This is a genomic window from Streptomyces sp. T39 (genome assembly GCF_008042045.1).
In the GTDB taxonomy this organism is placed as follows: Bacteria; Actinomycetota; Actinomycetes; order Streptomycetales; family Streptomycetaceae; genus Streptomyces.
Map to the genome: position 1 here is coordinate 2,335,793 of NZ_RDBP01000012.1, position 13,695 is coordinate 2,349,487.

General features: G+C 73.0%; 10 protein-coding genes. 1 reads left to right on the forward strand and 9 read right to left on the reverse strand.

Annotation, left to right across the window (positions count from 1 at the left end; genetic code table 11):
• Positions 1 to 41: 41 nt before the first annotated feature.
• From EAO77_RS11665 to EAO77_RS11685, 5 genes are all read right to left on the reverse strand, one after another.
• Complete coding sequence (locus tag EAO77_RS11665) at positions 42 to 2,420, reverse strand: ABC transporter permease (RefSeq protein ID WP_147987940.1); 2,379 nt, start codon at positions 2,418 to 2,420, stop codon at positions 42 to 44.
• Positions 2,417 to 3,103, reverse strand: coding sequence for an ABC transporter ATP-binding protein (locus tag EAO77_RS11670; RefSeq protein WP_147987941.1), 687 nt, complete (start codon positions 3,101 to 3,103; stop codon positions 2,417 to 2,419). Before EAO77_RS11670 ends, EAO77_RS11665 begins: the two co-directional genes overlap by 4 nt.
• Positions 3,100 to 3,624 (reverse strand): PadR family transcriptional regulator, encoded by a 525-nt coding sequence (locus EAO77_RS11675; RefSeq protein ID WP_147987942.1) that lies wholly within the window; start codon positions 3,622 to 3,624, stop codon positions 3,100 to 3,102. Before EAO77_RS11675 ends, EAO77_RS11670 begins: the two co-directional genes overlap by 4 nt.
• 75 nt (positions 3,625 to 3,699) lie before the next feature.
• On the reverse strand, positions 3,700 to 3,996 hold the full coding sequence (locus EAO77_RS11680) for a hypothetical protein (protein ID WP_261993870.1): 297 nt from the start codon (positions 3,994 to 3,996) through the stop codon (positions 3,700 to 3,702).
• Complete coding sequence (locus tag EAO77_RS11685) at positions 3,993 to 4,958, reverse strand: SPFH domain-containing protein (protein WP_147987943.1); 966 nt, start codon at positions 4,956 to 4,958, stop codon at positions 3,993 to 3,995. Before EAO77_RS11685 ends, EAO77_RS11680 begins: the two co-directional genes overlap by 4 nt.
• Positions 4,959 to 5,297: 339 nt before the next feature.
• Between EAO77_RS11685 and EAO77_RS11690 the strand changes: the two genes are divergently transcribed.
• Positions 5,298 to 7,526, forward strand: a complete 2,229-nt coding sequence (locus EAO77_RS11690) for a transglycosylase domain-containing protein (protein ID WP_147987944.1) — start codon at positions 5,298 to 5,300, stop codon at positions 7,524 to 7,526.
• A 75-nt stretch (positions 7,527 to 7,601) separates the two neighbouring features.
• Here the strand turns inward: EAO77_RS11690 and EAO77_RS11695 are convergent, their stop codons facing one another.
• The 4 genes from EAO77_RS11695 to EAO77_RS11710 form a co-directional block, all read right to left on the reverse strand.
• A complete protein-coding gene (locus EAO77_RS11695) occupies positions 7,602 to 9,065 on the reverse strand; it encodes a catalase (RefSeq protein WP_147987945.1) in 1,464 nt (487 codons plus the stop codon).
• A 123-nt stretch (positions 9,066 to 9,188) separates the two neighbouring features.
• Positions 9,189 to 11,081, reverse strand: a complete 1,893-nt coding sequence (locus EAO77_RS11700; protein ID WP_147987946.1) for a SpoIIE family protein phosphatase — start codon at positions 11,079 to 11,081, stop codon at positions 9,189 to 9,191.
• Positions 11,082 to 11,534: 453 nt separating this feature from the next.
• Positions 11,535 to 12,215, reverse strand: a complete 681-nt coding sequence (locus EAO77_RS11705) for a DUF402 domain-containing protein (protein ID WP_147987947.1) — start codon at positions 12,213 to 12,215, stop codon at positions 11,535 to 11,537.
• 70 nt (positions 12,216 to 12,285) lie between these two features.
• Positions 12,286 to 13,686, reverse strand: coding sequence for a class II fumarate hydratase (locus EAO77_RS11710; protein WP_147987948.1), 1,401 nt, complete (start codon positions 13,684 to 13,686; stop codon positions 12,286 to 12,288).
• Positions 13,687 to 13,695 lie beyond the last annotated feature (9 nt).

Here is a 13,695-nt window from a genome sequence, read left to right on the forward strand (position 1 = left end):
GGCCGACGGGGCGGGGCCCGGCGGCCCGCCGGGCCCCGGGTCTACTCCGTCCGCAGGCCGTCCGCCCGCATCAGCCGCCACAGGGCCGGCAGCGACAGCAGCGTCACCCCCGCGACCACGCCCGCGCCCGCCCCCGCCAGCGGCACGAACACCCACCAGTCGGACACCGTCTTGCCCGTCATCCGCAGCATCACCGCGCCCAGGGCCAGACCGCCCGCGGTCGCCACCAGCATGCCCAGCGCCACCGGCAGGGCGGTCTGCCACAGCACCGACCACGCCAGCGTGGCGCGGCGCGTCCCGAAGGCGACCAGGACCGCCAGCAGCCGCCGCCGCTCCCGCAACTGCTCGATCTGCGCCACCACCAGGGACGCGGCGATCAGCGCCAGTGTCCCGCACGCCCCGGCCAGCAGACCTCGCTGCACACTCGCGTACCGCTGGTCCCGGTCCGCGTCGGTGGCCTCGCGCACCGCGAGCAGGGGGCTCAGCCGGGCCGCCGTGTTGCGGACGTGCTCGGCCGCGTCCGGGACCCCGTCGTCGAGGTGCACCTGCGCGACCGTCCGCGCGCCCGGCAGCGCGGCCGGGTCCACCGGGGCCGCCGAGCCCGGCGCGTGTGCGCCCGTGAGCGCGCCGGGCGTCGCGAAGATGCCGAAGAGTTCCTCGCCGCCCGCGTCCGGCCGGGCCGGCACGGTCGGGCTGCCGGCGGGCAGGGTCCACAGCAGCGGACCGGTCTCCCGGTCCCGCTCGAAGGGGTCGTTCAGATCGACCGGGCGCCCCGTGCGGGCTGTGCGGTCGATCCACCGGTTCAGCTCGGCGTCGCCGCGGCGGTGGACCACGAAGGCGTCGCCGTCCGCGCAGTGGGGGATCTCCGCGAGGCGCCGCAGGGTCGGACAGGAGGCCACCACGAGCGAGGTCATCGGCCGGGACCCGTCCCCGGTGACCGGGCCGGTGCCGACCGCGCTCGCCTCGATCACGGCGGTGGCCTCCCGTACCCCCGGCGTGGCGCGGAACGCCTTCTCCGCCTCCGGCGCGAGACCCGGGGCCGCGTACTCGGCCAGGACGGTCATCCGCCCTGCCCAGGCCGAGTGGGAGATCAGCCGGGCGAAGTCCGCGTGCATGCCCGCGAAGAGCATCTGGAGCGCGATCGCCCCGGCGACCGCGACCGTGATGCCGCTCACCGCCCGCGCCGCGGCCCCGCTGCCGAGCTGGAGCCGCCGCACGGCGAGCTGCCACGGCAGCGGCCCGGCGCCGCCGAGCCGCCGGACCACGGCGTCGACCAGCCAGGGCAGCAGCGTGGAGAGTCCCAGCAGCACCAGGATCGCGCCGGCCGCGACCGGGAAGGTGTCCACCGCCCCGCCGGGCGTCACCCGGCCGATCGCCAGCAGCACCCCGAGGCCCGCGAGCGGTATCGCCGGCCGCCACCACAGCCGGCGCCGCACCGGCGCAGACCCCCGTACGACGCCCAGCGGTTCGACGGTCACCGAACGCATCGCGACCAGGGTCGTCACCACCGCGCACAGCGGCACGGCGACCAGCACCAGGGCAGCCGCCCACGGCTCCGGGACCACGTCGTGCGGGAAGGCCCCCAGATCCCACAGCCGCACCGAGCCGGCGAACCGCCGGCTCACCGCGAACACCGCGGCGCCCACGGCCAGTCCGAGCAGCGAGCCGAGCAGGGCCTCACCGGCCGCGATCCGGCGGGTGGCGCGGACATCGGCGCCGGTCAGCCGCAGGGCCGCCAGCCGCTGGTCGCGGCGTTCGCCGCCGAAGCGCGCCGCGGTCGTGAGGAAGACGGCCACCGGGACCAGCAGCACCACGCAGATCAGCACGATCAGGACGAGGAGCGGGGCGTCGACCGGGTCGTCCGGCCGGCCCGTGCCGTAACCGGCGGTCCGGCTTCCGCCGTTGGCGGTCGTCAGGGTGTCGCTGCCCGCGTAGTAGCGCAGCTCCCCGGGGTCGTGCAGGCCCTCGTCGCCGATCGTCCCCGCCACTTGGGCGCCGAGACGTTCCTTCAGCAGTGCGCCGCCGGGGGAGCCGAGCAGCTCGCCGAGCGCGGGGGAGACGAACATCTCGCCCTCGGCGGGTATCCGGTCCAGCCCGGGCGGCAGCACGGCCCGGGTGCCGTCGGCCCGCAGCAGCTCCCCGGCGACGGGATCGCCCCGGTACTCGGTGCCGGTCTCCAGGTGGACGACGGTCCGGTCAGACCGCGGCACGGGCTCCGTGCTGTACCAGTCGGAGGCCGTCCGCGCCGCCTCCCGGGCCTCGCGGGCCGCCATGATCTGCGGGACGGAAGCGGCGAGAAGGAGCAGCGCGACGCCCAGACCGGTGCCGAGGGCGGTCAGCGCGGTCCGGGTCAGTCCCTCGCGTCCGCCGCCGAGGGCGAACCGGGCGCCGAGGGCGAGTTCGTGGAGCAGTCGCCTCATCGGGCGAACTCCGGGTCGCGGGAGCGGCCGTCGCGCACCACGACCTCACGGTCGGACCAGGCCGCGACCCGCGCCTCGTGGGTGACCAGCACGACGGCGGTGTTCCGCTCGCGCGCCGCCGCGGTGAGCAGCTCCATCACGCGCTCGCCGTTGAGGGAGTCGAGCGCGCCGGTCGGCTCGTCGGCGAAGAGCACCCGCGGCGAGGTGACGAGCGCCCGGGCGACCGCGACCCGCTGGCCCTGGCCGCCGGAGATCTCCCCGGGCCGCTTGCGGGCGAGGTCGGCGGTTTCCAGGCGCTCCAGCCACTCGGTGGCCGTCCGCTCGGCTTCCTTGCGCCGGGCTCCGCCGAGCCGGAGCGGCAGGGCCACGTTCTCCACGCAGGTCAGCTCCGGGACCAGCCGGCCGAACTGGAAGACGAAACCGAAATCGGTGCGGCGCAGCGCGCTGCGGCCGTCGTCGCCGAGGCCGGCGAGGTCGCGCCCGTCGTAGCGGACGGAGCCCGCGTCGGGCGCCACGATCCCGGCGAGGCAGTGCAGCAGGGTGGACTTTCCGGAGCCGGACGGCCCCATGACGGCGACGACCTCACCGGGGTGGACGGAGAACGACGCCCCGTCCAGGGCGGTGGTCGGGCCGAAGGACTTGCGCAGGTCCTCGGCGACGAGCAGGGATCCCTCGGGGGTCACGGGCGCACCTCGGCGGCGAGCTGGTCCAGCCGCGCCGCGGTCAGTTCCAGCCAGCGCAGATCCGCTTCGAGGTGGAAGAGCGCGTGGTCGCAGATGAGCTGGTCCGCGAGGTCGCCGCGGCGCTTGCGGTCGGTGAGGATCCGCATCAGCCGCAGGTGCTCGGCACGCTGGGTGTCGAGCAGGCCGGCTGCGCTGCGCCCGGTGAGCAGGGCGAGGACGACCTTGGTGTACAGGGTCGACTGGAGGTACGGCTCGGGCTTCTCCGGCTCCGCGAGCCACTGGGACACATCGGTGATCCCGGCCCGGGTGATGGCGTACCGCTTGCGTTCCGGGCCGCCGCCGGCCTCGACGCCGTCGATTTCGACGAGGCCGTTCTTCAGGAGCCGGGACATGGTGGAGTACACCTGTCCGTAGTGCAGCGGCCGGTCCTGCCCGAAGCGCTCGTCGAAGGCGCGTTTGAGGTCGTAGCCGTGCCGGGGGCCGGATTCGAGGAGGCCCAGGAGAGTGTGACCGATGGACATGGACGTCACTCTACACAGGGTGTATACGCGGGGTGTATAGAGGGTGGGGGCCGCCGGCCCGGCGGCCCCCACCTCCTACTCCGTGGTGCGTTCCCCGGATTCCGGTTCCGGTCCGGCCCCGGTCTCCGGTTCCGGTCCGGCCCCGTCGTCCGGCCCTGCGGGCGGCCTGCGCGGCGGACGCCCCCGGCGGGCGAGGGGGCCCACACCGCCGGGCAGCCGGCCCGCGTCGCCGAGCGCCCGGCGCAGCAGGAACTCGATCTGGGCGTTGGTGCTGCGCAGTTCGTCCCCGGCCCAGCGGGCCAGCGCCTCGTACACCGCGGGGTCGAGCCGCAGCAGTACCTGCTTGCGTTCTCCCGGGGGCGGCGGGGTCACTGGTACAGCGAGCCCGTGTTGAGCACCGGCTGGGCCGCCCGGTCGCCGCAGAGGACGACCATCAGGTTGGACACCATGGCCGCCTTGCGCTCGGCGTCCAGCTCCACGATGTCCCGCTCGGTGAGTCGGTCCAGGGCCGCTTCGACCATGCCCACCGCGCCGTCGACGATCTGGCGGCGTGCGGCGACCACGGCGCCGGCCTGCTGGCGCTGGAGCATGGCGGAGGCGATCTCCGGCGCGTAGGCGAGGTGCGTGAAGCGGGACTCGATGATGTCGACGCCGGCCGCGTCGACCCGGGCGCGCAGTTCGACGGCGAGCTTCTCGGTGATCTCCTCGGCGTTGCCCCGCAGGGAGAGACCGTCCTCGTCGTGCGCGTCGTACGGGTACTCGATCGCGATGTGGCGCACGGCGGCCTCGGTCTGCGTCGAGACGAACTCCAGGAAGTCGTCCACCTCGAACATCGCCTGGGCGGTGTCGTCGACCTTCCAGACGACGACCGCCGCGAGCTCGATCGGGTTGCCGTACGCGTCGTTGACCTTGAGGACGGCCGTCTCGTGGTTCCGCACGCGGGTGGAGATCTTGGCCCGGGTCGTGAGCGGGTTGACCCAGCGCAGGCCGTCCGTGCGGATGGTGCCCCGGTAGCGGCCGAAGAGCTGGACGACCCGGGCCTCGCCCGGCGCGACCATGTTCAGTCCGCACATGGCGAGGATCGCGGCCAGCCCCACCACGATGCCGCCCACGATCATCAGGGCCTTGGCGCCGCCGGAGTCCACGCCGATCGCCCCGAAGACGAGCGCCGCGCCCGCCGCGAGGCCGATCAGCCCGAGCAGCAGTGCGAGCCCTCCGCCGATGCTGTGGGCTGCGGTCTCGCGCACCCGTGGTGCGGGCATCTGGGGCACATCGGGTGCGTCCGTCTCCCTGGCCGCCGTCGTGTCCGTTCCTCGCGAGCCGTGTGCAGGCATGGTCCACTCCCCGTTTCCGTGCCGGCGGACCCGGTCGGCGCCGGGTCCGTCTGTCTAGCAAAGTGATATCAGATTACCAGCTGTCGCAACCCTGTGCGCCTCTCAGGAGTCGGTTCCTTTGCAAGGGGGTGCTGATTCTCACGTCCGGAAAAGGTCGGATCGGGGCCCCTTTGCCCGGACTACCGGTGTTACCTTTCTGAGCTGATTCCGGGCCCGCCTGCCGGCGCGGCCACCGAACGACGGCCCCGCCCGCGCGGCGAGGCCACCGACGAACGACGGCCCGCCGACCGGCGAGGCCACGCGAACGACGTGACGACGGAAGAGCGGAGCTGCGAAGCGATGGGCCGAGCGGATGAGCGACAGGCTCGGCAGCGCGGTGCGCGCCGGGCGGGGGCGGCCGGGCCCACGGGCATACGCCGGTTCTTCACCTGGCGAAAACTGCTGGGGACGTTCTTCGGCTTCTGCCTGGTGGTCATGGGGGCGTTCTTCGTCGTCTACCTGATGGTCCCGGTGCCCGCGGCCAACGCCGAGGCCGAGATGCAGAGCAACGTCTACAAGTACAGCGACGGCACGGTCCTCGCCCGCACGGGCAAGGTGAACCGGGAGATCGTCGGCCTGGAGAAGATCCCGAAGGACGTGCAGTACACCTTCGTCGCGGCGGAGAACAAGTCGTTCTTCGAGGACTCGGGCGTCGACCTCAAGGGCACCCTGCGGGGCGTGAAGAACACCCTGACCGGCAAGGGCAAGCAGGGCGGCTCCACCATCACCCAGCAGTACGTCAAGAACTACTACCTGGACCAGGACCAGACGGTCACCCGCAAGCTCAAGGAGCTGGTGATCTCGCTCAAGGTGGATCAGAAGAAGGAGAAGAGCGAGATCCTGGCCGGGTACATCAACACCAGCTACTACGGTCGCAACGCGCACGGCATCCAGGCCGCCGCGCAGGCGTACTACGGCGTGGACGCCGAGAAGCTCGACGTCGCCCAGGGCGCCTACCTCGCCGCCCTGCTCCAGGCCCCGAGCCAGTACGACTGGTCCTCCGCCTCCGAGACGGGCCGCAAGCTGGTGACCGAGCGCTGGAACTACGTCCTCGACAACATGGTCGAGGAGGGCTGGCTCGACGCCGGTGAGCGCGCGGGCCTGAAGTTCCCCGTCCCGAAGGCCCCCAAGCCCGCCCCCGGCATGGAGGGCCAGACCGGCTACCTCGTCGAGGCGGCGAACGCCGAACTCGCCCGCCAGGGCCTCGACGAGGAGGACCTGAAGGCCGGCGGCTGGACGATCACGCTCAACGTCGACCGCAAGAAGCAGCGCGAGCTGGAGGAGGCGGTCGAGGAGCAGCTGGAGGAGAAGCTCGACCGCGAGGGCAGCAAGGTCGACGCCACCGTGCAGGCCGGGGCCACCTCCGTCGATCCGCGGACGGGCAAGGTCGTCGCCCTGTACGGCGGCACCGACGCCACCCAGCACTGGCTGTCCAACGCCACCCGCCGCGACTACCAGCCCGCGTCGACCTTCAAGCCCGTGGTCCTCGCCTCCGCGCTGGAGAACGAGTCCCGGACCCAGGACGACGACCCGATAGGTCTCAACACCGTCTACGACGGCACCAGCAAGCGCCCCGTCCAGGGCAGCGACACCCCGTTCGCCCCGCAGAACGACCTCGGCCGCAGCTACGGTCCGGTCTCCGTGCAGACCGCGCTGAACCGCTCGATCAACTCCGCGTTCGCGCAGATGGCGGTCGACGTCGGCCTGGACAGGGTCAAGAAGACGGCCCTGGAACTGGGCGTGCCGGACGTCAACTTCCCCGAGCGGCCCGCCGTGTCGCTCGGCACCATGGGCGCCTCCACCTGGGACATGGCCGGGGTGTACGCCACCCTCGACAACCACGGCAAGAAGGTCACGCCCACCATCGTGGCCAAGGCCGAGCACAACGACCGCACGGTCGAGCTGCCCGACCCGATCGGCGGCTCCGTGATCAGCCGCGAGACGGCCGACACCGTGACCGCCGGCCTGACGGGCGTGGTGGCCCAGGGCTCCGGCGTCGCCGCGCGCTCGGACGCGTACGAGGCCGCGGGCAAGACCGGCACCTCGGAGAAGAACCGGTCCGCCTGGTTCGCCGGCTACACGCCCGAACTGACCACCGTCGTCGCCCTCTTCGGCGAGTCCACCGCCGAGGGCGGCGGGCAGGTCTCGCTCACCGGCACCGCCAACTCCGGCCGCGCCAACGGCGGCGGCTTCCCGGCGAGGATCTGGGGCGACTACACGCTGGACGCCCTGAACGGCGGCTCGGACGCCTCCTTCGACCTCGACGTCGCCGAGACGGCCCGCCCCGAACCGGACCCGGAGCCGACGCCGACCGAGACCGAGACCCGGGACCCGGAGCCGACGCCGACCGAGACCGAGACCCGGGACCCGGACCCGACGCCGACCGAGACCGAGACCCGGGACCCGGACCCGACGCCGACCGAGACCGAGACCCAGAAGCCGGACCCGACGCCCAGCGGCGGCGTCACCTTCTCCCCGCCGGTCGAGCCCGACGACGGCGGCGGCGAGCGGCTGCGGCCGCAGGACTGAGACACCGCCGGACGGGACACGGCAGCGCTCCCGGAACCATCGGGTTCCGGGAGCCCCGGCGTGCGAGGGGGCGGCTCAGCCGCGGCCGACCTTCTGCGCGACCGTGTCGCCGAGGTCCTTGTCCACGGTGCGCCAGTACTGCACGGCCCGCTCCAGCACCGGCGCGGACACCCCGTCGAGCAGATGGCCGCTGATGTTGGAGGCGAGCCGCTCGCGCTGGGCGTCGTCGAGGACCTCGCGGACCATCGTGCCCGCCTGGCCCCAGTCGTCGTCCTCGCTGTGCCTCCTGGTCGCCTCGCGCACCAGCTCGCCCGCCGTCTCCCAGCCGGCCGGGTCGCCGAAGCGCCCGAAGTCGGCCGCCGGGCCGCCGTAGGAGTTGGGCGCGTACGGCCGCGACGCGTGCGAGGGCACGTAGCGCATGGGGCCGTCCTTGGCGTAGGAGTTCACCGGCGCGTGCGGCCGGTTGGGTGGCAGCTGCGCGTAGTTGGGGCCGATCCGGTACCGGTGGGTGTCCGGGTAGGAGAACAGCCGGCCGAGCAGCATCTTGTCCGGCGAGGGCCCGATGCCGGGGACCATGTTCGACGGCTCGAAGGCCGCCTGCTCGATGTGGACGAAGAAGTCCTCGGGGTTGCGGTCGAGGACCATCCGGCCGACGTCGATGAGCGGGTAGTCGCCGTGCGGCCAGACCTTGGTGAGGTCGAACGGGTTGAACCGGTAGTCCGCCGCGTCCTCGAACGGCATGATCTGGACCTTGAGCGTCCAGGAGGGCGCGTCGCCGGACCGGATCGACTCGAAGAGATCCCGCCGGTGCTTGTCCGGATCCGATCCGGCGAGCTCGTCGGCCTCGGCCTGGGTGAGGAAGTCGATGCCCTGGTCCGTCTTGAAGTGGTACTTCACCCAGAACCGCTCGCCGCCCGCGTTGATCCACATGTAGGTGTGGGAGCCGTAGCCGTTCATGTGGCGGTACGTCTTCGGGATGCCCCGGTCGCCCATCAGCCAGGTGACCTGGTGCGCCGACTCGGGGGAGAGGGTCCAGAAGTCCCACTGCATGTCGTGGTCGCGCAAGCCGGTGACGGGGTGGCGCTTCTGGGACCGGATGAAGTCCTGGAACTTGATCGTGTCGCGGACGAAGAAGACGGGGGTGTTGTTGCCGACCAGGTCGTAGTTGCCGTGCTCGGTGTAGAACTTCAGGGCGAAGCCGCGCGGGTCCCGCCAGGTGTCCGGGGAGCCCTGCTCGCCCGCCACCGTCGAGAAGCGCGCCAGCATCTCGGTGCGCCTGCCCGGCTGGAACAGGTCCGCCTTGGTGAACTGGCTGACGTCATTGGTCACTTCGAAGAAGCCGTACGCTCCCGAGCCCTTGGCGTGCACCACGCGCTCGGGGACCCGTTCCCGGTTGAACTGGGCCATCTTCTCGATCAGGTAGTGGTCCTGGAGCAGGATCGGACCGTCCGGACCCACGGTCAGCGAGTGCTCGTCGCTCTCCACCGGGATACCGGCGTTGTTCGTGGTGTACGGGGCCCTGGGGGTGGACTCGGACACGGGATTCTCCCGTCGGTCTGGGGTATATGGGTCGCTTCGGGCCGTCTGCCCCAGTGAACGCCTCGCACACCGCACGGGCAACATCTGCCCGGTTCCGGACCCCGCCCCGGACGGGCCGGAGGATCAGCCCGGGGTCGGCAACTCGAACCAGACGACCTTGCCCGTCGACAGCCGGGTCGCGCCCCAGCGTCTGGCCAGCCGGTTCACCAGGAACAGGCCCCGGCCCCCCTCGTCCGTGTCGCGTGCCCTGCGCTGCCGGGGCAGCTGCGGGGAGTCGTCGCCCACCTCGCAGCGCAGCACCTCGGTCCGCAGCAGGCGCAGCATCACCGGCCGCTCCGCGTAGCGCACGGCGTTGGTGACCACCTCGCTGACCAGCAGTTCCACCGAGTCCGAGAGATCCTCCAGGCCCCAGCGCTCCAGCGCGCGGCGCGCGAGACGGCGGGCCCGGCCGGGGGCCGCGTCCTCCGGGTCCAGGAACCAGTACGCGACGTCACTCGGCGCGATCCCGTCGAAGCGGGCCGCGAGCAGCGCGATGTCGTCGTCCCGGTCGCCCGGGCCGAGCATGTCCAGCACGTCGTCGCAGAGCGCCTCCAGCGGCGGCGAGTGGTCGGGACCGGTGAGCTGGGCGGTGGCGGCCAGGCGCTCCCGCAGCTGCTCGATACCGGTCCACACGTCGCGCAGCCGGGACTCGACGAGACCGTCGGTGTACAGGAGCAGGGTCGCCCCGGCCGGGGCGTCGAGCTCCACGGCCTCGAAGTCCACGCCGCCGACGCCGATGGGGGCGCCGGGCGGGACCCGGAGCACCTCGGCCCGCCCGCCCAGGTGCAGCAGGATGGGCGGCGGATGGCCGGCGTTGGCGATGGTGATGCGGTGCGAGACCGGGTCGTAGACCGCGTAGAGGCAGGTCGCCATGCGGTCCGTGCCCAGCCGCTGGGCCTGCTCGTCGAGGTGGTGCAGCACCTCCTGCGGCGGCAGGTCGAGCCCGGCCAGCGTCTGTGCCGTGGTCCGCAGCTGGCCCATGATCGCGGCCGAGGTCATGGAGTGGCCCATGACGTCGCCGACGACCAGCGCGACACGGCTGCCGGGCAGCGGGATCGCGTCGTACCAGTCGCCGCCGACCCGCGCCGTCTCGGCGGCGGGGAGGTAGCGGGAGGCCAGCCGGACACCGGTGGGCTGCGGCAGCGAGTCCGGCAGCATGGTGCGCTGGAGCTCGTCGGCGATGTACGCCTCGCGGCCGTAGAGCACGGCCTTGTCGATCCCGAGGGCGGTGTGGGTGGCGAGCTGGGCGGCGACCAGGAGGTCGTTCGGCTCGAACGCGGGCCGGTCCGGGCGGCGCAGGAAGACGGCCGCGCCGATCACCCGGCGCCTGCCGCGCAGCGGGGCCAGTATCGCGCGGTGACCGCTGGGCACGATACGGCCGTCGCCCAGCAGTTCGGGCAGCGCGGCACGGGCCGCGGCGGAGTCGCCGAAGACGGGCCGCACCCCGCGCAGCACCTCGGAGAGCGCGCCGCCGGAGCGGACCTCGCACAGCTCGGCGGCCGGCGCGAGCTCGGTCTGCGGGTCGAGCACGGAGATGACCGCGCCCGCGCCGCCTTCGGCGTCGTCGCTGGTCGAGCGGAGCCGGTCGCTGCGGCGCAGCCGCAGGACGAAGGGGGAGACGGGCCGCTCGTCGCCCACGGGCAGGGGGTCGCGCAGGTAGACGAGTATCGCGTCGGAGAAGGTGGGCACGGTGGCCCGGCACAGGCCGAGCACGATCTCGTCGAGGTCGATGCCGCGCGCGATGCGCCGGGTCGCCGCCCCGACGAACCGCAGCCGGTCGCCCTCGCGGCGGGCGGTGCCCGCGATGTCCTGTGCCTGCGCCTGCACGGAGTGCGGCGGCAGACCCGGCTGCGGCAGCGGCGGCTGCCCGCCGGGCAGGCCGGCGCCACCGGCGGCCTGGGACCGCGGCCGGGTGCGTTCCTGGGGCCGCGCAGCCAGGGGCTGCCGGCCCTCGTGGGAGGTGGGATGCTCCGTCACGCGTGGGATTCCGTCCGGCTCGGGTGGGTCGACGCGACTGCGCTGCGGCCACTCGTGGCGGCCGGCTCGTGGGGCTGTGCACCCGCCCCGGGACCGGTCCTTGCAGGACGGCGGACATCCGGCACGGCTCGACCCCCTCTGTGCGACTCGTGCTGTCTTCGGTGACTCGTGCTGACGTGCGGTCTGTCCTGCGCTTTCTCCCTCGTACGGCGCAGCGCTGCGGACGACGATCCTACGTTTGCCCCTGGGGGGCGCATCAAGAGTCTCACGAGGTCGTATACGCCGGAGCGCGTTCGCTGACCGGAATCGGACAACGAGGTGGTCGTGCCGGTACGACAGGGCGGGAAGGATCGGGCGGAGTGAGGGCCGAAACGCAAATTTTCGGCCAGCTTCACTCCGTGACGCCCTGCGGGTGTCCGTCCTCCCGTGCCCGGCACGGACCGGGCGCACGGCTCAGGCCGCGGGCCGTCCCTCGCCGCGCCCCGCCCAGTCGGCCGGCAGCCGCGGCACGGTCCACGACGGGTCGGGGCGCCAGTGCTCCCAGCCCGAGGAGAACGGCGCCTCCCAGGCGCGGATGGACGCCACCGCGGCCCGCCCCGCCTCCCGGACGCGTTCGGCCTTCGCCTCGTCCATCAGCCCGACGAGCTGCGCCTGGGCGAACTCGTCCTCGTCCCGCCACAGCCAACTGCGGTCCGGATAGACGGAGATGTCGAGGAAGTGGTCCTCGGAGTCCACCCCGCCCGACCACCGGGTGCGCGGCTCCTCGAGATTCACGTACCAGCTCTTGAACCGCCAGCCCGACTCCCAGAACAGCCAGACCGACCACGGGTCCCGCGGCCTGGCCAGCTTGAGCACCCCGGCGCCGAACCAGCGGTCGCGGGTCAGCGTGCGCGGCACGGTGTAGCGGGTCGCCAGCGGCTCCAGATGCACGGGGGAGCCGTCGGCGAGCACCGGCTTGACGCACTCGGTGCCCGGCGCCATCCAGACGGCGAGCAGGTCCTCGGTGTCCTGGACGACCGTCACGGGCCGGCAGATGTGCACCGTGCAGCCGTCGAGATCGGGGGCATGACCGCGGTACCGCCAGAGGATGTGGTCCCCGGGTGCCCAGCGTGCGATGCGTTCCGTCCCTGTCATGAGCAGATCTTAGGAGGCGGGCCCGGCCCGGCAAGGCACCCGTGAGCCGGATCGCGGCGCGCGCCCCGGCTCAGGGGTGGGTCATGCGCAGCACGTCGAGGGCCTCGTCCAGCTGCTCCAGAGTCAGTTCGCCGCGCTCCACGTACCCGCGGTCCAGGACGACCTCCCGGATGGTCCGGCGTTCCGCCAGCGACGCCTTGGCGACCTTCGCCGCCTCCTCGTAGCCGATGTACTTGTTGAGCGGCGTGACCACGGAGGGGGACGACTCCGCGTACTCGCGGGCGCGTTCCGCGTCGGCGGTGATCCCGTCGACGGTCCGGTCCGCGAGCAGGCGGGAGGCGTTGGCGAGCACCCGGACGGACTCCAGGAGGTTCTTGGCCATCACGGGCAGCATGACGTTCAGCTCGAAGTTGCCCGCGGCTCCCGCGACGGCGACCGTCGTGTCGTTGCCCGTCACCTGCGCGGCGACCATCAGCACCGCCTCGGGGACCACCGGGTTGACCTTGCCCGGCATGATCGACGAACCGGGCTGGAGGTCCGGCAGCCGGATCTCCGCGAGCCCGGTGCGCGGCCCGGAGGCCATCCACCGCAGATCGTTGCAGATCTTGGTGAGCGACACCGCGACGGTCCGCAGCTGGCCGGAGGTCTCCACCAGCGCGTCCCGCGCGCCCTGCGCCTCGAAGTGGTCGCGGGCCTCGGTCAGCGGCAGCCCGGTGGCGGTCGCCACCTCCGCGATGACGGCCGCGGAGAAGCCGGGCGGGGTGTTGATGCCGGTGCCCACCGCCGTGCCGCCCAGGGGCAGTTCGGCGAGGCGCGGCAGCGCGGAACGCAGCCGCTCGACGCCGTTGCGGATCTGTGCCGCGTAACCGCCGAACTCCTGGCCGAGGGTGACGGGGGTGGCGTCCATCAGATGGGTGCGCCCCGACTTCACGACGGCGGCGAATTCGGCCGCCTTGCGCTCCAGGGAGGCCGCCAGATGCTCCAGCGCCGGCACCAGGTCCCCGGTCACCGCGGCGGTGGCGGCGATGTGGATCGAGGAGGGGAAGACGTCGTTGGACGACTGGGAGGCGTTCACATGGTCGTTGGGGTGGACGGCCCGCCCGAGGCGCTCGGAGGCGAGGGTGGCGATCACCTCGTTGGCGTTCATGTTCGACGACGTGCCGGATCCGGTCTGGAAGACGTCGACGGGGAAGTGGTCGTCCCAGCGGCCCCCGGCGACCTCGTCCGCCGCGCTCGCGACGGCCTCGGCGATGTCCGCGTCCAGCACGCCCAGCCGGGCGTTCACCCGCGCCGCGGCCGCCTTGATCAGCGCCAGGGCCTCGATGTGCGCCCGTTCCAGACGCTGGCCCGAGACGGGGAAGTTCTCCACCGCGCGCTGCGTCTGGGCCCGCCACTTCGCGTGCGCGGGGACCCGCACCTCGCCCATGGAGTCGTGCTCGATCCGGAACTCGCCTGCCGCCGTGCCGCTCATCGCTGTCCT